The 22863-nt window shown below is 69.0% G+C and carries 20 protein-coding genes; 10 read left to right on the top strand and 10 right to left on the bottom strand.

The window, feature by feature from the left end:
- Positions 1-35: 35 nt before the first annotated feature.
- The gene (locus HEP74_RS08895) at positions 36-653 is read left to right on the top strand and encodes a response regulator (protein ID WP_185816114.1); all 618 of its coding nucleotides are present in this window, start codon (positions 36-38) and stop codon (positions 651-653) included.
- Between the two features lie 27 nt (positions 654-680).
- Here the strand turns inward: HEP74_RS08895 and HEP74_RS08900 are convergent, their stop codons facing one another.
- From HEP74_RS08900 to HEP74_RS08910, 3 genes are all read right to left on the bottom strand, one after another.
- Entirely contained in the window at positions 681-1595 is a 915-nt protein-coding gene (locus tag HEP74_RS08900) for an endonuclease/exonuclease/phosphatase family protein (protein ID WP_185816115.1), read from the bottom strand.
- Positions 1596-1659: 64 nt separating this feature from the next.
- Positions 1660-4641: a glycoside hydrolase family 3 C-terminal domain-containing protein gene (locus HEP74_RS08905; RefSeq protein WP_185816116.1), complete on the bottom strand. Its 2982-nt coding sequence runs from the start codon at positions 4639-4641 to the stop codon at positions 1660-1662.
- Positions 4642-4718: 77 nt separating this feature from the next.
- Positions 4719-6491 carry a M14 family metallopeptidase gene (locus tag HEP74_RS08910; protein WP_185816117.1) on the bottom strand — a complete coding sequence of 591 codons (1773 nt, stop codon included), beginning with the start codon at positions 6489-6491 and terminating at the stop codon, positions 4719-4721.
- Positions 6492-6670: 179 nt separating this feature from the next.
- Here HEP74_RS08910 and HEP74_RS08915 point away from each other — a divergent pair, with 179 nt between their 5' ends.
- Complete coding sequence (locus tag HEP74_RS08915) at positions 6671-8227, top strand: POT-type proton-dependent oligopeptide transporter (RefSeq protein ID WP_185816118.1); 1557 nt, start codon at positions 6671-6673, stop codon at positions 8225-8227.
- 9 nt (positions 8228-8236) lie between these two features.
- A complete protein-coding gene (locus HEP74_RS08920; RefSeq protein WP_185816119.1) occupies positions 8237-8872 on the top strand; it encodes a rhomboid family intramembrane serine protease in 636 nt (211 codons plus the stop codon).
- A gap of 163 nt (positions 8873-9035) precedes the next feature.
- On the opposite strand, the gene HEP74_RS08925 is transcribed toward HEP74_RS08920, so the two are convergent.
- Positions 9036-9236, bottom strand: a complete 201-nt coding sequence (locus tag HEP74_RS08925) for a hypothetical protein (protein WP_185816120.1) — start codon at positions 9234-9236, stop codon at positions 9036-9038.
- Positions 9237-9536: 300 nt separating this feature from the next.
- Here HEP74_RS08925 and HEP74_RS08930 point away from each other — a divergent pair, with 300 nt between their 5' ends.
- The 4 genes from HEP74_RS08930 to HEP74_RS08945 all read left to right on the top strand — a co-directional run bounded on the left by HEP74_RS08930 (position 9537) and on the right by HEP74_RS08945 (position 12452).
- Entirely contained in the window at positions 9537-9824 is a 288-nt protein-coding gene (locus tag HEP74_RS08930) for a GNAT family N-acetyltransferase (RefSeq protein WP_185816121.1), read from the top strand.
- Between the two features lie 61 nt (positions 9825-9885).
- On the top strand, positions 9886-10746 hold the full coding sequence (locus HEP74_RS08935) for a PdaC/RsiV family protein (protein ID WP_185816122.1): 861 nt from the start codon (positions 9886-9888) through the stop codon (positions 10744-10746).
- An 11-nt stretch (positions 10747-10757) separates the two neighbouring features.
- Entirely contained in the window at positions 10758-11876 is a 1119-nt protein-coding gene (gene cfa, locus HEP74_RS08940) for a cyclopropane fatty acyl phospholipid synthase (RefSeq protein WP_185816123.1), read from the top strand.
- A 78-nt stretch (positions 11877-11954) separates the two neighbouring features.
- Entirely contained in the window at positions 11955-12452 is a 498-nt protein-coding gene (locus HEP74_RS08945) for a MarR family winged helix-turn-helix transcriptional regulator (RefSeq protein WP_185816124.1), read from the top strand.
- A 105-nt stretch (positions 12453-12557) separates the two neighbouring features.
- On the opposite strand, the gene HEP74_RS08950 is transcribed toward HEP74_RS08945, so the two are convergent.
- Positions 12558-14759, bottom strand: a complete 2202-nt coding sequence (locus tag HEP74_RS08950) for a M3 family metallopeptidase (RefSeq protein ID WP_185816125.1) — start codon at positions 14757-14759, stop codon at positions 12558-12560.
- Positions 14760-14967: 208 nt separating this feature from the next.
- Between HEP74_RS08950 and HEP74_RS08955 the strand changes: the two genes are divergently transcribed.
- Positions 14968-17010 carry an amidohydrolase family protein gene (locus HEP74_RS08955; protein ID WP_185816126.1) on the top strand — a complete coding sequence of 681 codons (2043 nt, stop codon included), beginning with the start codon at positions 14968-14970 and terminating at the stop codon, positions 17008-17010.
- Between the two features lie 4 nt (positions 17011-17014).
- A complete protein-coding gene (locus tag HEP74_RS08960; RefSeq protein WP_185816127.1) occupies positions 17015-17506 on the top strand; it encodes a glutathione peroxidase in 492 nt (163 codons plus the stop codon).
- 156 nt (positions 17507-17662) lie between these two features.
- On the opposite strand, the gene HEP74_RS08965 is transcribed toward HEP74_RS08960, so the two are convergent.
- The 3 genes from HEP74_RS08965 to HEP74_RS08975 all read right to left on the bottom strand — a co-directional run bounded on the left by HEP74_RS08965 (position 17663) and on the right by HEP74_RS08975 (position 20845).
- A complete protein-coding gene (locus HEP74_RS08965; protein WP_185816128.1) occupies positions 17663-18442 on the bottom strand; it encodes a ferredoxin--NADP reductase in 780 nt (259 codons plus the stop codon).
- A gap of 97 nt (positions 18443-18539) precedes the next feature.
- A complete protein-coding gene (locus HEP74_RS08970) occupies positions 18540-18935 on the bottom strand; it encodes a hypothetical protein (protein ID WP_255423730.1) in 396 nt (131 codons plus the stop codon).
- A 26-nt stretch (positions 18936-18961) separates the two neighbouring features.
- Positions 18962-20845, bottom strand: a complete 1884-nt coding sequence (locus HEP74_RS08975) for an ABC transporter ATP-binding protein (RefSeq protein WP_185816129.1) — start codon at positions 20843-20845, stop codon at positions 18962-18964.
- A 209-nt stretch (positions 20846-21054) separates the two neighbouring features.
- On the opposite strand from HEP74_RS08975, the gene HEP74_RS08980 reads away from it, so the two are divergent.
- Positions 21055-21282, top strand: coding sequence for a hypothetical protein (locus HEP74_RS08980; RefSeq protein ID WP_185816130.1), 228 nt, complete (start codon positions 21055-21057; stop codon positions 21280-21282).
- Positions 21283-21354: 72 nt separating this feature from the next.
- Here HEP74_RS08980 and HEP74_RS08985 read toward each other — a convergent pair whose 3' ends face one another.
- Together HEP74_RS08985 and HEP74_RS08990 are read right to left on the bottom strand one after the other, a co-directional pair.
- Positions 21355-22260, bottom strand: coding sequence for a dimethylarginine dimethylaminohydrolase family protein (locus HEP74_RS08985; RefSeq protein WP_185816131.1), 906 nt, complete (start codon positions 22258-22260; stop codon positions 21355-21357).
- 148 nt (positions 22261-22408) lie between these two features.
- Entirely contained in the window at positions 22409-22849 is a 441-nt protein-coding gene (locus tag HEP74_RS08990) for a carboxymuconolactone decarboxylase family protein (protein ID WP_185816132.1), read from the bottom strand.
- Positions 22850-22863: the final 14 nt, after the last annotated feature.

Here is a 22863-nt window from a genome sequence, read left to right on the forward strand (position 1 = left end):
GAAGTGAGCGAGCCGAAGTGAACGAGGTGCCATCCATGCCGATCCGCATCCTCGTCGTCGACGACCATCCGCTGCTGCGCGAGGGCATGGCCGCGGTGCTGGCCGCACAGCCGGACCTGCACCTGGTCGGCGAGGCCGCCGATGGCCTGCAGGCGCTGCAGGCGTATCGCACGCTGCGTCCGGACCTGGTGCTGCTGGACCTGCAGTTGCCCGGCCTCGGCGGCATCGAGGTGATCGTCGCCCTGCGCAAGGAATTTCCGCAGGCGCGGATCGTGGTGGTCACCGCTTCGCGCGGCGACGTGCAGGCGGTGCGCGCGCTGGAAGCCGGCGCCAGCGGCTATCTGCTCAAGAGCGGGCTGCGCCGCGAACTGGTCGATACGGTGCGTGCGGTGCACCAGGGCCGGCGCCAGGTGCAGGCCGAAGTGGCCGCGGGCATCGCCGAACACCTGCTCGGCGACAGCCTGTCCGCGCGCGAGATCCAGGTGCTGCAGAGCGTGGCCGCGGGCAACTCCAACAAGGCCATCGCCGCGCTGCTGTCGATCGCCGAGGAGACGGTCAAGGCGCACATGAAGAACATCCTGTGCAAGCTCGGCGCGCGCGATCGCACCCACGCGGTGGCGATCGCGGTCAAGCGCGGCATCATCGAACTGTAGAAACGCGCGCCGCATCGCGCTGCGCGGTCAGGGCACCGGCAACGGCGGCGCGGCGTCTGCCGGCAGCGGATCCAGCGGCTGCAGCGCCACCAGCAGGCCGCGCGGGTCGGCGCCACGCGCGGCGCCCGGCGTGCGCGGCAGCAGCCGCGCGCTGCGCAGCGGACGGAAGCGGTCGCGTTCGAAGAACACATGGTCGGCCTGCGCGGCCAGCGCGAACAGGTGCGGATCCAGGCCGTTGCGCGGGGTGTCGTTGCCTGCGCCGCGCAGGCGCGCGTCGCTGTCGCCGAAGCGCGCGGCCAGCGGGGCAAGCTCCGGCGCGTCGGCGGCGGCATAGAAACCGCCGGCCAGCAGCGAGGGCACACCCTCGGCGGTGGCGTCGATCCACGCCATCAGGTCGTCGGCCTGTTCGCGGCGGCTGGCGCCGCCATCGCGCTCGGCATGCAGGCGGGTGAAGTACAGGTTCACCGGCTGCCCGTGCAGGTCCACGCGCACCAGGCCGGCCACGCTGTAGTCCTCGAACGGATGCAGCAGCGTCTCCGCTTCCTCCAGCACCGGCAACCGGGTCAGCAGCGCATTGCCACGGCGTTGCGGCCGGCTCGGCGGATCGGCGCTGATGAAATGGCAGTGGTAGCCGAGCTGTGCGGCCAGCCATTGCGCCTGGTTCGGCAACTCGGAGGTTTGCAGCACTTCCTGCAGCGCGATCGCATCGGGTTGCAGCCGTTGCAGCGCATCGACCAGGCGCACGCGGCGCGCGGGCCAGTCGTTGCGGTCCTGCTCCAGATTGAGACTGACCACGCTGAGCGTGGCCGCGGGCACAGGCGGTGCGGGCGGTGGCATCGGCAAGCCGGCGGGCAGCGCTTGCGCGCCCGCATGCGTCACCAGGGCCAGCAGCAGCCAGCCGAGGCGATGCCGTCGTCGTGGGGTCCCGCTCGTGCGCGTCATGCGATGGATGCTAGGACGTGCGGCTTCAGCGCCGCGTGTACACAGACACGCGGCGCTGCATTTCTTAGCGCGGCAGCACGCTTTCCTGTAGACGCAGCGGCACGCTGGCCGCGGCCTGCGTCGCCGAGCGGCCCAGCACCAGTTCGTAGTCGCCGGCGGCGATGCGCCACTGGCGCTGCGCCGGGTCGTAGTCGGCCAGGGTCTTGGGTTCGGCGACGATGCTGACGCGGCGGGTTTCGCCGGGCTTGAGGGTGAGCTTGTCCCAGCCGACCAGGCGGATCGGCGTGTGGTGGCCCTGCGGCAGACGCAGGTACAACTGCGGCACGTCGGCGCCTTCGCGTTCGCCGCTGTTGCGCACGTCGAAGCTGGCGATCACGCTGCTGCCGTCCACCTGCACGCTCAGGTTGGCGTAGTCGAAGCGGGTGTAGGACAGGCCGTGGCCGAATGCGTACAGCGGATCCAGGCCGCGCGCGGCGAACCAGCGGTAGCCGACGTTGGCGCCTTCGATGTCATAGTCGACATTGCTGCCGGCCGGTTGCGCCGGCTTGAAGCCCAGCCCCGGGATCGACGGCCGCGGCAGCTGCGCCACGTCGCGCAACCAGGTCACCGGCAGGCGCCCGGACGGATTGGCGTCGCCCAGCAACAGCCGCGCCAGCGCTTCGCCGCCGCGGATGCCCGGGTACCACGCTTCCAGCACCGCCGGCACCTGCTGCAGCCACGGCATCGCCACCGGGCCGTTGGTTTCCAGCACCACCACCGTGCGCGGATTGGCCTTGGCCATCGCCGCGATCAGCGCGTCCTGCTTGCCGGGCAGTTTGATGTCGGGCAGGTCCACCGATTCGGCCGACCACTGCGTGGCGAACACGATCACCGCTTCGGCGCCGCGCGCAAGCTTGGCCGCGGCGGCCACATCGTCGCCGCTGGCGTAGTCGATCTGCGCCTCCGGCATGGCCTTGCGCAATGCCTGCAGCGGCGAGGACGGATGGAACATCACCGGGCCCGGCCAGGTGGTCGGGGCCAGCCCCGGCACCGCGTTGGCACCGTTGACGGTGAAGCCGACCATCGACGAGCCGCCGCCGCCGATCACGCCCTTGTCGGCATGCCCGCCGATCACCGCGATGCGGCGCAGCGTGCGCGGCAACGGCAGCGTGTCGCGCTCGTTGCGCAGCAGCACCGTGCCTTCCTCGACTACCTTCTGCACCGCGTCGCCGCCGGCAACATCGTCGATCGGCTGGCGCTGCGGCGGATGGTCGAAGCTGCCGGTGGCGATGAACGCGCGCAGGATGCGCCGCACCATGTCGTCCAGGCGCGCCTGCGGCACCGTGCCGCCGGCCACCGCCAGGCGCAGCGGCTGGTCGAAGTACACCGCCTTGTCGAACACTTCGCCAGCCGACTGCTGGTCCAGGCCGGCCAGCGCCGCCTTGGAGCCACTGTGCACGCCGCCCCAGTCGGACATCACGTAGCCGGGGAACTTCCATTCCTGCTTCAGCACCTTGTTGAGCAGGTAGTCGTGCTCGCAGCCGTAGATGCCGTTGATGCGGTTGTACGAACACATCACCGAGCCGGGCTCGCCGATCTTCAGCGCCAGCTCGAACGCCAGCAGGTCCGATTCGTGCATGGCCTGCTCGCCGATGTCGGCGCTGTGGGTGTTGCGCCCGGTCTCCAGGTCGTTCATCGCGAAGTGCTTCATCGTCGACACCACGCGCTGGCTCTGCACGCCGCGGATCGACTCGCCGACCAGCACCCCGGCCAGCAGCGGATCTTCGCCGGCGTACTCGAAGTTGCGGCCGTTGCGCGGATCGCGCTGCAGGTTGACGCTGCCGGCCAGCAGCACGTTGAAGCCCTGCTGCCACGCTTCGCGGCCCATGGTGGCGCCGCCGGCGAAGGCCAGCTCGCGGTTCCAGGTGGCGGCGGTGGCCGGGCCGGACGGCAGTGCGGTAGCGTGGTCGCCGGGACGCACGTTGCCCGGATTGGTCACGCCGACGCCGGCATCGGCCAGCTGTTGCGCGGCGATGCCCAGGCGTTCGATCGCCGGCACGAAGCCGGCCGAGCCGAGCGCGCCGGGCGGCAGCGGACCGCCGTCCTTGCCCAGGCCGAAGTAGCTGTGCAGCATCTGGAACTTCTCGTCCGGGGTCATCGCCTGCACCAGCAACGCGGCGCGGCGGTCCGGCGCCAGCGCGCGATCGGTCCACGGGCGCTGCGCGTCGGCGCTGGCGCTGGGCGCCAGGCGCAAGGTGCTGACCAGGCCGAAGTGATCCGACGCCCACACCCCGTTGGCGTCGGGTTTCTGGAACAGGATTCGGCTGCTCACCGGCTCGAAGCGCTCGCGCTGGAAGAACACGTGGTCGATGCGTTTGGGCGGGTTGAACTTCGGGTTCAAGGTGCTGTCGCCGCGGCGGTCCTTGGCGCCGTGCAGGCTGCCGTAGCTGTCGCCGAAGCTGGCGCGCAGCGCGGCCAGTTCCGGCGCGTCGGCGCTGGCATTGAAGTCGCCGGCGAGCAGCGACGGCGCACCGTCGGCGGTCCTGTCGACCCAGGCCAGCAGGTCCTGCAACTGGCGTTCGCGCAGCGCGCCGCCGGCCTCGGTCCAGTGCAGGTGGGTGACGTAGAGATTGACCGCGCGGCCGTCCACGTCCAGGCGCAGGCGTCCGGCGGTGCGGCTGTCGTCGAGCGGGTTCAGGCGGATCTGCTCGCGCGCCAGGATCGGGCGCCGGGTCAGCAGTGCGTTGCCGTAGCGCTGCGCGTTGCCGGGCGGATCGACGCTGGTGAAGTACCACTCGTAGCCGAGCTGCTCGGCCAGCCATTGCGCCTGGTTCGGCAGCTTGTCGTGCTGCAGCACTTCTTCCAGCGCGATCGCGTCCGGGTGCAGTTCGCGCAGGGTCTGCACGATCTGGGTGCGCCGATTCGGCCAGTCGAGCTTGTCGTGATACAGGTTCAGCGTGACCACGCTGAGCGTCGGGGTGTCCTTGTCGGTCGCGGGCGCAGGCGCGGCGAAGGCCGGCCAGGCCAGCGCGAGCGCCAGGCAAAGGAATCCTGAAAACGTTTTCATAGCGGGGCGTGAGGCCTCTCTAGCAGCTGAAGGGATTGCGCATCGGGGGAGTTGGGGAGGGGAGAGCCGGTGAAGCGCTAGGACGGCGCTTCGTCGCTGCGCATCACCGGATACAACCGGTATTGCGCATCCCAGGAGGAATGGCGGCGGTGGAAGAACTCCAGCCGCGCATGCGGATCCTTGGCGAAGTCGGCGTCGTGCTCGAGCTTGGCCTCGAATTCGGCCTTCAGTGCCGGGTCGCTGGCCAGCATCTGCCGCGCCACGTCCTCGGCGACGTAGTCTTCCATGTATTCGGTGCGCTCGAAGGCGCTGTTGAACTCGCCCCATTGCAGCAGCGAATCCGGCGCTTGCGGCTCCAGCAGCGCCATCAGCAACCGCGCCTTGGGCTGGGCGATCGGTACGAACAGGGCGCCGGTGCCGATGGAGCGCGTTTCGGGTGTCCAGGCGCCCTGCACGGTAAGCCGCTGGTGGCCTTCGGAGGAGCGCGCGGCGAAGCTGGCGTCGTCGGCGCGGAACGTCTGCACCGGCAGCGTGGCGTCCGCGTCCACCGTGCGGAAGGCGATGCCGTGCTGGCGCAATTTGGCGGCGACCCGCGCGGCCTGCGCGGCCGGCACCAGATAGCCGGCGCGCGGCGCCACCACTTCGACGCTGGGCACGATGTGATCGCGCAGCGGTACCCGCCAGATCTGCGGGGTGCGCTCGTCGTAGCGGGTCATCAGCGCGCCGGATACCGGCGACAGCGTGCGGGTATAGGCGTAGCCGCGGAAGTCCACCAGCCGCGACTGCTCGGTGGTGCGGTAGTCCAGCGTGACCGTCTTCCCGCCCAGCTGCTGCGCGCGCGCGTCGGCGGCCAGCGCGTCGGCGCGCCAGCGGCTGCCGTTGCGCGCCACCTGCTGCAGCACCGAGACGATGGTGTTGCGGGTGATCCGCACGCGTTGCGGATAGGGCTTCCACGAATGCGTTTCCACCAGCATGCCGAAGCGGTTGCGCAGCTGGAAATAGCCGTGCGAGAAGCGCGGCGTGGCCACGCCGTCTTCGAAGCCGGACGCTGGATCGTCGTTGACCACGAACGAGGGGTAGTAGGGCAGCGGCAGCGAGCCCTGCCGCTTCAGGTCGGCGAGCACGCCGTCGCGCAGGCGCATGCCGTCGCCGCGCAGCGCGGCGTCGCCGGCATGCAGCGGTTCCACCTGCACCGACACGTCGTGCTCGAACTGCGCGCCGTCGGTGACGTGCAGGTCCACGTACAGCAGCGGATCCCACTGCTCGACCAGGCGCAGCATCGCCTGCATCTCCGGCGCGTCGGCCTTGACGTAGTCGCGGTTGAGATTGAGGTTCTGCGCGGTGGTGCGCCAGCCCATCTGCTCCGGGCCGCGCTGGTTGGGCCGGTTCCAGGCGCCGAAGCGCTCGTGGCCGTCGACGTTGAACACCGGCACGAACAGCCACACCTGCTTGTCCAGCGCGCCGCGCGCGGCCTGGCCGTCGAGCAGCTGGCGCAGCGCCAGGAAGCCGGCGTCCTTGCCGTCGATCTCGCCGGCGTGGATGCCGCCCTGGATCAGCACCACCGGCAGCTTGCGCGCCTGCGCCGTCGCGGCATCCAGCGCGCCGGAGGTGGAGACCGCCAGCGCCTTCATCGGCCGGCCTTCGGGCGTGGTGCCGAAGTCGAAGCAACGCACCGCCTGCGGATAGCGCTGCGCGAACGCGTCGCACAGCGCGATGGTCTCCGCGTAGCGTCCGGTACGCATGAAACCGCTGCGCTCGGCCTCGGTGGACAGGCCCGCATCGCTGGCCAGCAATGGCATGCTGCACAGCAGCATCGACAGCAGGAGGGGGACCAGCCAGGGTCGGATCATTGCGGCACCGTCGCGGGATAGGCCCCCATGATGCGTGCAGTGCGCCGATTGCGAAAGCACCTGCGTGCCGCCGCGGCCGCGGCGGGCGGTTCGATTCGCCCGGAACGATCGGGTAACCTTCTGAAAATTTTGCCTGGACCGGTGCCTGTGACGAGCGAACGAGCGACGAGGAAGTGCGGATGAGTGCGGCCAACGCACACGCCAGCGCGCGGATGCCGCGGCAGATCCCGTACATCATCGGCAACGAGGCCTGCGAGCGTTTCAGCTTCTACGGCATGCGCAACATCCTGGTGCAGTTCCTGATCACCTCGCTGCTGCTGCAGGAAGTGACCGCGCCCGGCCGCGAGGCCGAAGCCAAGCACATCATGCACAGCTTCATGGTCGGCGTGTATTTCTTCCCGCTGCTCGGCGGCTGGCTGGCCGACCGCTTCTTCGGCAAGTACAGCACCATCCTGTGGTTCAGCCTGATCTATTGCGCGGGCCACGCCTGCCTGGCGCTGTTCGAGAGCAGCCGCGAAGGGTTCTTCGTCGGCCTGGGGCTGATCGCGCTGGGTGCCGGCGGCATCAAGCCGCTGGTGGCCTCGTTCATGGGCGACCAGTTCGACCAGTCCAACAAGCACCTGGCCAAGGTGGTGTTCGACGCCTTCTACTGGATCATCAACTTCGGCTCGCTGTTCGCCTCGCTGCTGATCCCGCTGGCGCTGAAGAACCTGGGTCCGGCCTGGGCGTTCGGCATTCCCGGCATCCTGATGTTCGTGGCCACGCTGGTGTTCTGGGCCGGGCGCCACCGCTACGTGCGCATGCCGTTGCCGCCGAAGGATCCGCACGGCTTCGCCCGGGTGGTGCGCAGCGCGCTGCTGTCGCGCGCACCGGGGCAGGGGCGTCCCGGCCTGGCCCTGGCGTCCATCGCGGTGGTGCTGGCGCTGGCCAGCTTCGCGCTGCTGCCGACGCTGGGCATCGTGATCTGCCTGTGCCTGGCGCTGGTGCTGCTGCTCGCGGGCATCGGCGGCGGTACCTGGTGGCAGCTGGAGCGCGCCCGCGCGATGCATCCGAACGCGGCGGTGGACGGTGTGCGCGCGGTGCTGCGGGTGCTGGTGGTGTTCGCGCTGGCGACGCCGTTCTTCTCGCTGTTCGACCAGAAGGCCTCGACCTGGGTGCTGCAGGGCCAGCAGATGCAGATGCCCGACTGGTTCAGCGCCTCGCAGATGCAGGCGCTGAATCCGGCGCTGGTGATGCTGCTGATCCCGTTCAACAACCTGGTGCTGTACCCGCTGCTGCGCCGCGGCGGCTACGAGCCGACCGCACTGCGGCGGATGACCGCCGGCATCGCCTTCAGCGGCCTGGCCTGGATCGTGGTCGGCACGCTGCAGGTGGCGATGGACGGCGGCGACGCGTTGTCCATCGCCTGGCAGATCCTGCCGTACGCGCTGCTGACCTTCGGCGAGGTGCTGGTCTCGGCGACCGGCCTGGAGTTCGCCTACAGCCAGGCGCCGCAATCGATGAAGGGCGTGGTGATGAGCTTCTGGAACCTGACCACCACGGTCGGCAACCTGTGGGTGCTGCTGTCCAACGCGGCGGTGCGCAACGACACCGTCACCGCGCACATCGGCAGTACCGGGCTCAGCGAAACCGCGTTCCTGATGTTCTTCTTCGCCGCCTTCGCCTGCGTCGCCGCGCTGTTGTTCGGGCTGTACGCGCGCCGTTACCGCATGGTCGATCATTACCGTACCGCCTGAGGCCCCTGCATGCCGTCCGTCACCCCCGTCAACCTGATCCTGATCGTCCTCACCGTGCTGGTGTCGTGGGCGGCGTTCAACAACCGCAAGCTGCTCGACCGGCTGATCCTGTGGCCGCCGGCGATCGACCGGCACAAGCAGTACGACCGGCTGCTGACCCACGGCTTCATCCATGCCGATTTCCCGCATCTGCTGTTCAACATGGTCACGCTGTATTTCTTCGGTGGCCCGATCGAACGGCTGATGGAGCGGCTGACCGGCAGCCTGCTGACCTATCCGCTGTTCTACCTGGCGGCGCTGGTGGTGGCGATCCTGCCCAGCTACCTGAAGAACCAGAAGAACCCGAACTACTTCAGCCTGGGCGCGTCGGGCGCGGTGTCGGCGGTGCTGTTCGCCTACATCCTGCTGGCGCCGTGGACCGGGATCTACTTCTTCTTCATCCCGATCCCGATCCCGGCGATCCTGTACGCGCTGTTCTACGTGGGCTACAGCATCTGGATGGACCGCCGCGGCGGCGACAACATCAACCACAGCGCGCACCTGGCCGGCGCCGCGTTCGGGGTGATGTTCCTGCTGATCATGGAGCCGTCGGTGCTGCAGCACTTCCTCGACCAGCTGGCGCAGCCGCGCTTCGGCCGCGACTAGCGGTTGCGCGAACGCTGGCGGCGATGCCGCCGTTCCAAGTGGGTGTGAGGCGAGGGTGCCGCCGAAACGGAATCGGGCCGCAAGCGCGGAGTGCGCGCTGCAGCCGGTCGCTCGAAACCATCACGCAGCGGCCCGCGTCGCGGCCCGCAGCGTGACGCTCGGCTCAGGCGGCCTCTTGGCCGCGCAATTGCACGTTGGCGCTGCCGATGGCGGCGTGTGCGTAGGTTTCCTTCAGCCGGTCGTAGACTTCGCTGTTGAGCTGGTCGAATTCCCAGCCCTGGGTGTGGCCGCTGACCACCAGTTGGTACAGCCCTTCCAGCAACGACGCGTCGTGGTCGCCATGGATCTGTTCGTTGTTGCTCATGCGCATCGCCCCTGTTCGATTACACCGTGATGGATTTCGCAAGTCCCATGCCAGATTTCCACGGTGGTACGCGGTTGGTAGCGGCCGCACGTGGCAGGACTTTAGGACGCGTCTCTGATCTCGGGCGCGCTGCAGGGATCCTCGCCCGTTCGCTGAGCCGCGTCGTGGTCGAGCGCCGGCCCGGCTCAGGCCGGAAGTGACGCAGCGCGTCGGCTGCGGGTGACGCGGCGCGGCGTGCGGCTTCACATCGTCGCGGCGCGCGCGCGACCAGACTGTGTGCTCCGTCGCATGAGCCAGGCCATGAGCGCAGCGCCACTCCCACCGATCGAACACGATCCGCAGCGACAGCGCTTTACGCTGCAGCTGGACGGCCATGAGGCCGAGTTGGACTATCTGCTGCAGGACGGCCGCCTGGTCATCACCCATACCGGCGTGCCGACCGCGATCGGCGGCCGCGGCTTGGCGGCACGGCTGGTGAGCGCGGCGCTGGACCATGCGCGGGCGCAGGGATTGAAGGTGGTCCCGGCGTGTTCGTACGCGGCGGTGTTCGTGCAGCGCCATCCGGAATACGCCGATTTGCTCGGCTGAGTGCGCACGACGCGACGGCGGCGCGATAATTCGTCATCACACAGACGCAAGACACAGGGGAATGGACGTGAGGCACAGGGTACAGACGGGGCAGAACATTCCATGGCGGTGGACGGCGCTGGCGTTGGCGGCGACGTTGGTCGTGGCAGGGTGCAAGCGCGAGGCCGCGGCGCCTGCCGCCGAACCGGCTCCGGCTCCTGCGCCCGCCGCCGCGGCGGCGCCCGCGGCGCCGGCCCCGATGGAATTGAAGGACGTGATCGAGCACAACCCCAGCTACGTGGTCGGCATCACTTTCCCGCCGGCGCTCAACCGCTACCCGGGCCTGGCCGAGGCGGTGGGCCGCTACGCGCAGGCGGCGCGCGGCGAGCTGATGGACGCGGTCGGCGGCCTCGGCAACGACCGTCCCAGCGCGCCCTACGAGTTGTCGCTGCAGTTCGAGATGCTGCTGGAACGGCCCGAGCTGGTGGCGGTGGCCGCCGACGGCAGCCGCTATACCGGCGGCGCCCATGGCGAGCCGCTGGTGGCGCGCTTCGTGTGGCTGCCGCAGCAGCAGCGCCTGCTGACCGCCGAGACGCTGATTCCCGATCCCAAGGGCTGGGCGCAGGTGGCCGGCTACGTCGCCACCCAGCTGCGCCAGGCGGTGCAGGCGCGGGTGGATGCCGAGCAGTTGCCGCCGGAGGACCATGACGAGCAGGTTCGCAGCGCCGACAAGATGATTGCCGAAGGCACCGAGCCGCAAGCGGAGAACTTCAGCCAGTTCCAGCCCCTGGTCGACGCCGCCGGCAAGATCGTGGCGTTGCGCTTTGTGTTCCCGCCGTACCAGGTGGGGCCGTATTCCGATGGCACGCAGACCGTGGATGTCCCGGCCAGCGTGTTGCGCGGGTTGGTGGCGCCGGAATACGCGGAGCTGTTCGCGGCGTAGCGGGTGCGGGCATGGTCGGGCCGCTGCAGCGCCGTGTCGTCGACCTGCTCGCCAGTGCCGACGTGCGCGTCGGCGGTACGCGCGCCCACGACATCGCAGTGCACGACCCGCGTTTCTACGCGCGGGTGCTGGCGCAGGGTTCGCTGGGCCTGGGCGAAAGCTACATGGACGGTTGGTGGGAGGCGCCGGCGCTGGACCAGACCCTCGCGCGGCTGGTCGATGCCCGGCTCGAGCAGCGCGTGCACGGCATCGCCGACCTGGCCTACGCAGTGCGCGCGCGCCTGTTCAACCTGCAGCGCGGGCGCCGCAGCTACGAGGTCGGGCGCCGCCACTACGACCTGGGCAACGACCTGTACCAGGCGATGCTCGGCCGGCGCCTGGTCTACAGCTGCGGCTACTGGGCCGCCGCCGCCGATCTGGACGCGGCGCAGGAGGCCAAGCTGGACCTGGTCTGCCGCAAGCTGCAGCTGCGCCCGGGCATGCGCGTGCTGGACATCGGCTGCGGCTGGGGCGAGGCGTTGAAGTTCGCCGCCGAGCGCTACGGCGTGGCCGGCGTCGGCGTCACCGTGTCGCGGGAACAGGCCGATTACGCGCGGCAGCTGTGCCGCGGCCTGCCGATCGAGATCCGCCTGCAGGACTACCGCGAACTGGACGAGCGTTTCGACGCGATCTTCTCGATCGGCATGTTCGAGCACGTCGGCGACAAGAACTACCGCAGCTACTTCGCACGGGTGCGGCAGTGCCTGCATCCGCACGGGCTGTTCCTGCTGCACAGCATCGGCAGCAACGTGTCGCGGCACCGGACCGATCCGTGGATCGCGCGCTACATCTTTCCCAATTCGATGCTGCCCTCGGCCGCGCAGATCGCCGCGGCGCTGGAAGGCCGCTTCGTGTGCGAGGACTGGCACAACTTCGGCGCCGACTACGCGCGCACGCTGCAGGCCTGGCGCGACAACATCGAGGCGGCCTGGCCGGGGTTGGATGCGCAGCGCTACGACCTGCGTTTCCGGCGCATGTGGCGCTTCTATCTGGCCGGGTCGATGGCCACCTTCCGTTGCCGCCGCGCGCAGCTGTGGCAGCTGCTGCTGTCGCCCGAAGGTGTACGGGGAGGATACCGCGCGCCGCGTTGAGTGCTGGCGGGTGGTTGCCGTCGCACAACAGTCGGTAGCATTGGCGGCCCCGATCCCCGAGTTGCGATTGCATCCCCCATGGGAAGTTTCGATCAGACCGAGCGGCGCGTCGCCTTCACCTGCGAGCGCTACCCTGCCTTCCCACGCGAACCGGCCGTGCTGGTCAGGCTCGTCAAGCATCTGTACAAGCGCATCCACGCCAACGCCTGCGGGCTGCTCAAGGCGCACGGCATCAGTCCGCCGGAATACGAGATCCTGATGATGCTGTACGGCACGCCCGGACAGTGCATCACCCCGACCGAAGTGGCCGAGGCGGCGGGCGAGAAGCCTGCCAACATCACCCGCCTCACCGACAACCTGTGCGGCAAGGGCTTGCTGCTGCGCTCGGCCAGCCCCGAGGACCGGCGCAAGATCACCTTGACCCTGCAGCCGGCCGGGATCGCGCTGATCGAACGCATGTTGCCGGAGGTGTGCACGTTTCTGGACGCGGAGACCGCCGGCCTGGACGAGGCCGAGCAATTGCAGCTGGAGACGCTGCTCAAGAAGATGCTGGCCGGGATCGACAGCGCCGGCTGACCGCGCCGCGTCCGAGCGCGCCGCTGCACGCGATTTCTGCAAGCCACGCAAACGACAACGCCGCCCGCGATGCGGGCGGCGTTGGAGTACGCATGGCGCCGGCGGTCAGTTCTTGCCGGCCGGCGTCTGCGGCATGGCGCCGTCGCCGCCGCCCGGGGTCAGGCCGCGTTTTTCCAGCAACGGCTCGATCTTCGGCGCATGCCCGGCGAAGTCCTGGAACAGCTGCATCGCATCGACGCTGCCGCCGCGCGACAGCAGGGTCTGGCGGAAGCGGTCGCCGTTGGCGCGGCTGAGCCCGCCATGCTGCTTGAACCACTGCTGGGTGTTGGCGTCCAGCACCTCGGACCAGATGTAGGCGTAGTAGCCGGCCGCGTAGCCGCCCATGATGTGGCTGAAGTAGGGCGTGCGGTAGCGCGGCGGCACCGGCGCGTAGGCGATGCCGTCGGCGGCCAGCGCCTTGGCCTCGAAGTCCATCACCCCGGATGCCGGCGGCACCTGGCCGGCACCGAGCTGGTGCCAGCGCTGGTCGAGCATCGCCGCGCCCAGGTATTCGGTGGTGGCGAAGCCCTGGTTGAACTTGGCCGCGGCCACCACCTTGTCCAGCAAGGCCTGCGGCATCGGCGCGCCGCTCTGGTAGTGCTTGGCGTAGTGCTTGAGGATGGCCGGGTCGTCCGCCCACATTTCGTTGACCTGCGACGGGAACTCGACGAAATCGCGCGGCACGCTGGTGCCGGAGAAGTACGGGTACTTCACGTCGGAGAACATGCCGTGCAGCGCATGCCCGAACTCGTGGAACGCGGTGGTGACCTCGTCCCAGGTCAGCAGCGTGGGCTGGCCGGCGGGCGGCTTGGGAATGTTGAGGTGGTTGGCGACCACCGGCTTGTAGCCGGTCAGCGCCGACTGCGACACGTAGGAATTCATCCACGCGCCGCCGCGCTTGGATTCGCGCGCGTACATGTCGGCGATGAAGATCGCCAGTTGCTTGCCGTCGGCGTCGAACACGTCGTAGACCAGCAGGTCGTCGCGGTAGGTCGGCAGGTCGGTGCGCTGCTTGAAGGTCAGCCCGTACTCCTGGTTGGCGGCGTAGAACACGCCGTTCTCCAGCACGTTCTTCAGTTCGAAGTAGGGCTTGAGCTGGGACTCGTCGAAGTCGTACTTGGCCTGGCGCACCTTCTCGGTGTAGTAGGCCCAGTCCCAGGCGGCGAGGGTGAAGCTCGGCTTGCCTGCGGCCTTCTGTTCCTTGTCGATCATCGCCTGCAGGTCGGCGGCCTCGCGCTTGGCGTTGGCCACCGCGGCCGGGGCCAGCTTGCCGAGCATCGCGTTGACCGCTTCGGGGGTCTTGGCGGTCTGGTCTTCCAGTGAATAAGCCGCGTGGTTCGGATAGCCCAGCAGCTTGGCGCGTTCGGCGCGCAGGCTCATGATCCGCGACACCAGTGCGGTGTTGTCGTACTTGCCGCCGTGGCTGCCGCGCGACACCGAGGCTTCGTAGATCTTCTGCCGCAGCGCGCGGTCCTTGAGCTGGGTCAGCGGCGGCTGGCCGGTGGTGTTGAGCAGGGCGATCACGTACTTGCCGTCGAGCTTGCGCGCCTTGGCCGCTTCGGCCGCCGAGGCGATCTGTTCGTCGGACAGGCCGTCGAGCTGCTTGACGTCGTCCACCACCACCGCGGCCGCATTCACTTCGGCCAGCACGTTCTGGCTGAACTGGGTGCCGAGCTTGGCCAGCTCGGCGTTCATCGCCTTGAGCTTGGTCTTGTCGGCATCGCCGAGCTTGGCGCCGTCGCGCACGAAATCGCTGTAGTACTTCTCGACCAGGCGCACGCCCTGCGCGTCCAGGCCGAGCTGCGTGCGGGTGTCGTACAGCGTCTGGATGCGCGCGAACAGCTTGGGGTTGAGCGAGATCGTGTCGCGGTGCGCGGCGAACTTGCCCGAGTACTCGGCCTGCAGCTGCTTGCGCGCATCGTTGGTGTCGGCGCCGACCAGGTTGAAGAATACCGTGGTCGCGCGATCCAGCACCTGGCCGCTCTTCTCCATCGCCACGATGGTGTTGTCGAAACTCGGCTTGGCCTTCTGGTTGGCGATCGCCTCCACTTCCTTCAGCTGCTGCGCCATGCCGGCGTCGAAGGCCGGGGCGAAGTCGCTGTCCTTGATCCGGTCGAACTGCGGGTAGTGCAGCGGCAGCGGACTTTCGGCGAAGAACGGATTGGCCTGCGTGGCCGCTTGCGAAGCGGCGGGCGTGGCGGCGTTGGCGTAGGCAGGCATGGCGAGTCCGAGCGTGGCGGCGAGTGCGAGGGCGAGGCGGGTGGTCATCCAGCGGTATCCATCGATAAGGTCTGACCATGCAGGCTACCCCAGTGCGGCGCATGCGGCCCGTGACTAAAGCCATGGGCCTGTTGCGCAGCGCAGCACATGCTGCAACCGCGCTTGCCTTCGCCGCGGCGGCGGCGTCATATAGCGCCAGACCGATGCAGACCACTGCCATTGCGTGAAGACGGCCGACGGCCGCGGGGAGAAACAGATGAAAGCGATCTTCGGCTTGTGCGTGGCCGCGTGCGCGGCATGGGCGGCGCCGGCGTGGTCTGCGCAGACGCTGCGCTACGTGGTGCTGGTGGACGGCGGCAAGCAGGCCGGGCAGCAGAACGTCAGCGTCGGCGACGACGGCGTCACCCGGGTCGACTACGTGTTCAAGGACAACGGCCGCGGCCCGGAACTGAAGGAGCAGTACACGCTGGCCGCCGACGGCACCTTCAAGACCTACCAGGTGCAGGGCACCTCCACCTTCGGTGCGCCGGTGGACGAGCGCTTCAGCCGCGACGGCGAGCGCGTGCAGTGGAAGTCCACGTCCGACCAGGGCGAGCGGCGCGTGGCCGCCGGCGCCCAGTACTGGCCGCTCGGCGGCACCCCGGCGGCGACTTCGGCGGCGGTGACCGCGCTGAGCCGACGCGCCGACGGCAAGCTGCCGCTGATTCCCAGCGGCGCACTGACCCTGCGCAAGCTGCAGCAGGCGCAGGTCGGCCAGGGCAACAGCGCGCGCAAGGTGCAACTGGTGGCGCTGACCGGGGTCGGCTTCACTCCCACCTTCGCCTGGCTCACCACCGACACCACGCCGCGCCTGTTCGCGTTCATCGCGCCGGGCTGGATGCAGTTGATCGAGACCGGCTACGAAAAGGATGCTGACGCGCTGGAAGCGGCGCAGAAGCAGGCCGAAGCCACCGCCCTGGTCGAGTTGCAGCAGCGCCTGGCGCATCCCTTGCCCGGCACCACGCTGATCCGCAACGCGCGCGTGTTCGACAGCGAACACGCCACGCTCGGCGCCGCCTCCGACGTGCTGCTGCGCGACGGCAAGATCGTCTCGGTGGTCGCTACCGGCAGCGCGCCGGCGCAGGCGCAACAGGTGGTCGATGCGCAGGGACGGGTGCTGCTGCCCGGCCTGTTCGACATGCATGGGCACGTCGGCCGCTGGGACGGCGGCCTGCACCTGGCCGCCGGCGTCACCACCGTGCGCGACATGGGCAACGACAACGCCACGCTGCAGCAGGTGATGCAGGAAGAACGCGCCGGCCAGTTGCTGATGCCGAGCCTGGTCGCCTGCGGCTTCCTGGAGGGCGAGAGCCCGATGGCGGCGCGCAACGGCTTCGTGATCAGTACCCAGGCGCAGGCCAACGAAGCGGTCGACTGGTATGCCGCGCACGGCTACGTCGGCATCAAGATCTACAACTCGTTTCCGCAGGCGCTGGTGCGCGACACCGCCGCCTACGCGCACGCCAAGGGCCTGCGCGTCAGCGGGCACATTCCGGTGCACATGCTCGCGCACGAGGCAGTGGAGCAGGGCTACGACGAGATCCAGCACATCAACCAGGTGCTGCTGAACTTCTACGCTACCCACGACACCGATACGCGCACGCTGGAGCGCTTCTACCTGCCGGCCAAGCGCACCGCCGACCTGGATTTCGACTCGGCGCCGGTGCAGGCCTTCGTGCAGGAACTGGCCAAGCGGCAGATCGTCATCGATTCGACCGTGGCCACCTTCGACTTCATCCGCCAGCGCCCGGGCGAACTGTCGCAGGCCTATGCCGCGGTCGCCGGGCATCTGCCGCCGGACGTGCAGCGCGGGCTGCGCAGCGCCGAGTTCGACATTCCCGACGACGCCACCGCGGCGCTGTACGACCGTTCCTACGAGAAGATGATCGCCTTCGTCGGGCGGCTGTACCGCGCCGGCGTGCCGCTGGTGGCCGGCACCGACGCCACCCCCGGCTTCACCCTGCAGCGCGAGATCGAACTGTACGTGCAGGCCGGGCTGACCCCGGCGCAGGCGCTGCAGGTGGCGACCTGGAACGGTGCCAAGTACTCGCGCACGCTGGACAGCCGCGGCTCGATCGCGCCGGGCAAGCGCGCCGATCTGCTCCTGGTCGATGGCGACCCGACCCGCGACATCGCCGACCTGCGCAAGGTCGCGCTGGTGGTCAAGCAGGGCACGGCGTACTACCCCAGCGAGGTCTACGCGGCGCTGGGCATCGAACCGTTCGCCGCGCCCGCGCGCATCGCCACCGTCGAGGATTGAGTACATGGACACGCCGACCACCGCCTACGCCTTCACCGCCGACGACCTCGACGGCCGCCCGCAACCGCTGTCCGACTATGCGGGCAAGGTGCTGCTGATCGTCAACGTCGCCTCCAAGTGCGGCTTCACCCCGCAATACGCCGGGCTGGAAGCGCTGTGGCGGCAGTACCGCGAGCGCGGGCTGGTGGTGCTCGGCTTCCCTTGCGACCAGTTCGGCCACCAGGAACCCGGCGACGCAGACGAGATCAAGCGCTTCTGCGCGCTGACCTACGAGGTCGATTTCCCGATGTTCGCCAAGGTGCAGGTCAACGGCGACGCCGCGCATCCGCTGTGGCAATGGCTCAAGCAGCAGAAATCGGGGCTGCTCGGCATTGCCGCGATCAAGTGGAACTTCAGCAAGTTCCTGGTCGGCCGCGACGGCCGCGTGCTGGCGCGCTATTCGCCGACCGACAAGCCGGAAGCGCTGACGGCGGACATCGAGCGCGCGCTGGGTTGAGCGGAAGCGGTGCGCAAGGCGGCCGCTTTTCTGTAGGAGCGGCTTCAGCCGCGACAGGCTCTGCGGATAGCGGCTGTCGCGGCTGAAGCCGCTCCTACAGTAGTGGGTTGCGAGTGGTGCGTCGCGGTTGGCAGGCGCAGGGATCGCGGCCGCGCGTCACTTCTCGACGAAGGCGCGCTCGAACACGTAGTGGCCCGGTGTGCCGATCCGCGAGGAGGCGACGAAGCCGCGCGCGTCCAAGGTCTGGCGCAGGTCGGCCAGCATCTGCGGGCTGCCGCAGATCATCGCCCGGTCGTATTCCGGGTTCAGCGGCGGCAGGCCCAGGGTCTGCTGCATCTGCCCGCTTTCCAGCAGTTCGGTGAGGCGGCCACGGTTGCGGAAGTCCTCGCGGGTCACCGCCGGGTAGTACAGCAGTTTCTCGCGGATGGTCTCGCCGAGGAACTCGTGCTGCGGCAGCTCGTGCTCGAAGTAATCGCGGTACGCCAGGTCTTTTTCGAAACGCACGCCGTGGGTCAGGATCACCTTGTCGAAACGCTCGTAGGTTTCCGGATCCTTGATCACCGACAGCCACGGCGCCAGGCCGGTGCCGGTGCCGAGCAGGTACAGGTGCCGGCCCGGGTGCAGGTCGCTGATCAGCAGGGTGCCGGTGGGCTTCTTGCCGACCAGCACCGCATCGCCCGGCTTGATGTGCTGCAGGCGCGAGGTCAGCGGGCCGTCCGGCACCTTGATGCTGAAGAACTCCAGCCGCTCTTCCCAGTTGGCGCTGGCGATGGAGTAGGCGCGCAGCAGCGGCCGCGTCTCCGTCTCCAGGCCGATCATCACGAACTGGCCGTTGTCGAAGCGGAAGCCTTCGTTGCGGGTGGTGGTGAAGCTGAAGTAGTCGTCCGTCCAGTGGCGGACGTCGAGCACCGTTTCGGGGCCAAAAGCAGAGGACATGCCGTTGATCGTGATGGGGAAGGAGCGGGCGCTATTCTACCCCATGTCGGCTCAAATGAGAGAGAATCTCATTTGGGACGGTTCATCCCGACGGGCTTCACTTCTCGAACGACAGTTCGTAGGACAGGTACAGCGGCGCCTTCGGCGGGACCAGCAACGGGCGCTGGCGCAGGAAGCGCTCCAGGCACAGCGCCAGCGGCGTGGTGCCGTTGCGCCAGCTCGCGCCGACGTTGCCGTCGTCCTGCAGCTGGACCACGACGACGAACGGCGAGGTGTCCGGGCGCGGCGTGGCGCAACTGGCCACGCCCTCGTCCAGCGCCGCGCGTTGCAACGCCTGCAGGCGCTCGGCCAGCGCGCCGGGCAGCGCGGCCTCGTCGCGGTCGGCCAGGGCCTTGGCGGCGGCGTAGTCGGACGGGCCGGGAACCGGGTCGGCCGCGGCAGCGGGGAACGCCACGGCGGCGGCAAGCAGGCAGGGCAGGAGGCGTCGCAGCATGGCGGATCCCAAAGGACAGACGAAGCTCAACGATACCCAGCGGCCTGCAATTCGAACAGCTCCGCGTAGCGGCCGCCCTGCGCCATCAGTTCGGCATGGGTGCCGCTGGCCTCGATCTGGCCGCCGGCCAGGACCAGGATGCGGTCGGCCATGCGCACGCTGGAGAAGCGGTGCGAGATCAGCACCGCGGTGCGGTTGTCGGACAGTTCCTTGAAGCGCTGGAACACCTCGAACTCGCTGCGCGCGTCCAGCGCCGCGGTCGGCTCGTCGAGGATCATCACCTGCGCATCGCGCATGTAGGCGCGCGCGATCGCGATCTTCTGCCACTGCCCGCCGGACAGGTCCACCCCGGTCTTGAAGCGGCGTCCGATCAGTTGGTCGTAGCCGTGCGGCAGGCCTTCGATCAGCTCGCTGGCCATCGCCCGCTGCGCGGCGGCGCGGATCCGCGCCGCGTCGTCCATGGAATCGACGCGGCCGACGCCGATGTTCTCGCCGGCAGTGAGGTGGTAGCGCACGAAGTCCTGGAAGATCACCCCCAGGTTGGCGCGCAGGTCGTCCAGGTCGTAGTCGCGCAGGTCGCGGCCGTCGAGCAGGATGCGGCCTTCGTCCGGGTCGTACAGCCGCGCCAGCAGCTTGACCAGGGTGGTCTTGCCGGCGCCGTTCTCGCCGACCAGCGCCAGCACCTCGCCGGCGCGCAGCTCGAAGTCCAGGTGCCGCACCGCCCACTGTTCGGCGTCCGGATAGCGGAAGCCGACGTTCTCGAACACGAAGCCGCGCACGATCGGCCGCGGCACCGGCACCGCGCCGGGGCGGGTGCGGATCTCCGGCACGATGCGGAAGAACGAATACAGGTCGTCCAGGTACAGCGCCTGGCCGGCCACCTGCGAAAACCCGATCAACAGCCCTTCCAGCAGCTGGCGCAGGCGCAGGAAACTGCCGGCCAGGAAGGTCAGGTCGCCGATGCTGAAATCGCCGCGTACCGTGCGCCAGGCGATGTAGCCATAGGCGGCGTAGTAGCCCAGCGTGCCCAATGCCGCCAGCAGCGTGCCCCACAGCATGCGCTTGCGCGCCAGCGCGCGGTTGGCCTGGAAGAAGCGGTCGGCCAGCGCGCGGTAGCGCTCGATCAGGAAGCTGTGCAGATTGAAGATCTTCACTTCCTTGGCGGTCTCGACGCTGGCGCCGACCTGGCGCAGGTAGTCGAGCTGGCGCCGCTCGGCGGTCCACTGGAAGTTCAGCGAATAGCCCAGCGCGTTGAAATGCGCCTCGCCGACGAAGGCCGGGATCAGCGCGACGGCCAGCAGCAACATCAGCCACGGCGCATACACCACCAGGCCGATCGCGAAGCTGACCACGGTGATCGCGTCCTGCACCTGGCCGAACAGCTGGCTCATCAGGTTCATCCGGCCCATGGTCTGGCGCCGCGCGCGGTCGAGCTTGTCCTGCTGCTCCGGGTCCTCGAAATCCTCCAGGTCCAGCTGCGCGGCATGCTCCATCAACTGCACGCTGGTGACGTTGTTGAACAGCTCCGACAGCAGCGTGTCGGCATAGCTGACCAGCCGCCCGAGCAGGTCCGAACCGATCGCCAGCGCCAGTTCCAGCGCCAGCAGTTCCAGCAGCCGTTCCAGTCGCCCACTGGCCAGCGCCTCGCCGAACGAGGTGAAGCCGGGCGACTGCCCGACTAGATAGATCGCCTCGTCGATGATCAGCTTGCCGATGTACAGCGAGGCCACCGGAATCAGCGCGCGTAGCACGCGCAGGCCGATGCTGGTCAGGGTCAGCCAGGGGCTGGTCTGCCAGATCTGGCGCAGGAACGGCGGCAGGTTGCGCATCGCGTCGAAGCGTTCGCGCAGGCTGGGGCCGGTGCGGGGAGACGGGCGCGGCGCGCCATGGACAGGAGAAGGGGAAGCCATCCGCGCATTGTGCCGGGGGCGGGTGTGCGCGGGGAGTGTTTGGGCCTCAGGCGAGACTGGCGGGCCGCTGTGGGATGGCGCACCCGCGGCGGCGGCCCGCTGTCGCGAAGATGATGTTCCCGCTATCTTCGCAGTCCGGACCAGGGACCGATCTCCATGCAGGACGAACTGCCGCTTGCCACGATCGGTTGCTTTCGAGGATATGCGCGATGACGACGGGCTTCGCCATCCGCTACGTCGTCTACTGTCTGGCCATCATCGGTTGCGTGTTCTGGATCAACTCCTTTCTGCCGCCGGTTGTTCCCATCGTTGCCGCGCTGGTGTTCTTCGTGTTTGCGGTCGTCTACACCGTGTTCCGCCTGCTTGGCGGGCGCGGCCGCCTCGGGGTCGGCAGACTCTGGAAGGAGTTCCTGGATTTTCTTTACGGTCTGGGATAGGTGGCGCGCGGTGCTGCAGGTATAGCCCATGCCGCTGCCAAGCGCTGGCAGGCCGCCGATCGCTTCAGCGCCTCACTCGTCCAGGCGCAGGGTCAGACACTTGGCCGCGCCGCCAGCCTTGAGGAATTCGTCCAGCGGGGTCTGCACCACGCGGTAGCCGATCCGCGCCAGGGCGGCGCACAGCGCGGGCGAGGCGCGGTTGAGCAGCAGGCGCTGGTCCAGGTCAACCGCGTTGCAGGCGAAGGCGAGGGCATCGGCCTCGCTCACCGCGATGCGCTGCGCCGGCGGAATGCGGCGGGCGATCGCCTGCTGGGCGTAATCGTCGAAGGCGGCCGGGTAGTACAGCAGGTAGCCGTCGCGCAGCGGGCAGAAGCAGGTGTCCAGGTGGTAGAAGCGCGGATCGACCAGGCGCAGCGGCATCACCTCGATGTCGAGCAGGTCGGCCAGCTCGTGCGCGGCGACCAGGTCGCTGCGATGGCCGTGGCCCATCCACAGCCGGCGTGCGCCGCGCTCCAGCAGCGCGTCGCCGGCGCCCTCGAAACGCACGTCCTCGGGCAGCGCGCGGATGCGGAAGCCGGCGCGGCGGCACCAGTCGGCGAACACCGCTTCCTCGCCACGGCGCTCGGCGTGGCGGAAGCGGCTGGGCACGAAGCTGTCGCCGAGCACCAGGCCGGCGTTGGCGCTGAAGACCATGTCCGGCAGACCGGCGGCCGGCGCGATCCGCTCGACCCGGGCGCCGGCCGCCTCGGCTGCGGCGACCAGCGCGTTCCACTGCGCCTGCGCGCGCTCGCGGCTGGCGGCGTGGACGTTGCCTTCCATCCAGGGGTTGATCACGTAGTCCACGGCGAAGTGCTGCGGCGCGCACATCAGCAGGCGGTGGCCAGCGTGCACTGTGCTGGGCGCCTGCGTTTCCGGCTCGGCCAATGCCAGGTCCGTGTCGTCCGTGGCCGCGCCACCTGCCAGGAATTTCTCGCTCATGCCCGCCTCGCTGTGCGTTGGTGATGCGCAAACGCTAGCGGTGTCGTGTTGCGGTTTGCGGTCATGAAAGCCGGGATTGGGGATTCGAGATTGGGGATTGAGGCGGTCGGCGTACCGGCGTGCGCCGGTACGCCGCTGCGCGCTGCGCTTACGGCATTGCCGGTTGCAGGCCTACGCCGAGCCGGTTCCAGGCATTGATGATGGCGATGGCCATGGTCAGCGCGCTGATGCCGTGTTCGTCGAAGTGCGCCGACAGGGCGTCGTAGGCGTCCTGCGGCGGCGCGCCGGACGGCAGCGTGGTGAGCGCCTCGGCCCAGGCCAGCGCCAGCCGTTCGCGCGGATCGAAGAAGCGGCTCTCGCGCCAGCCGGCGACGGTGTCGAGCTTGCGCGGTTCGATGCCGGCCTTGCGCAGCGCGGTGGCGTGCATGTCGATGCAATAGGCGCAGCCGTTGAGCTGGGACACGCGCAGGAACACCAGTTCGGCCAGTTCGTGGCCGAGCACGCCCTCGTGCACCTGCTGGCTGGCGGTCAACAGGGCGCGGAAGGCGGCGGGTTCGTGGCGGGTGTAGTCGACGCGATGGAAGTGCATGGGTCTTGCTCCAT

It is taken from the genome of Xanthomonas sp. SS, assembly GCF_014236835.1.
GTDB lineage: Bacteria > Pseudomonadota > Gammaproteobacteria > Xanthomonadales > Xanthomonadaceae > Xanthomonas_A.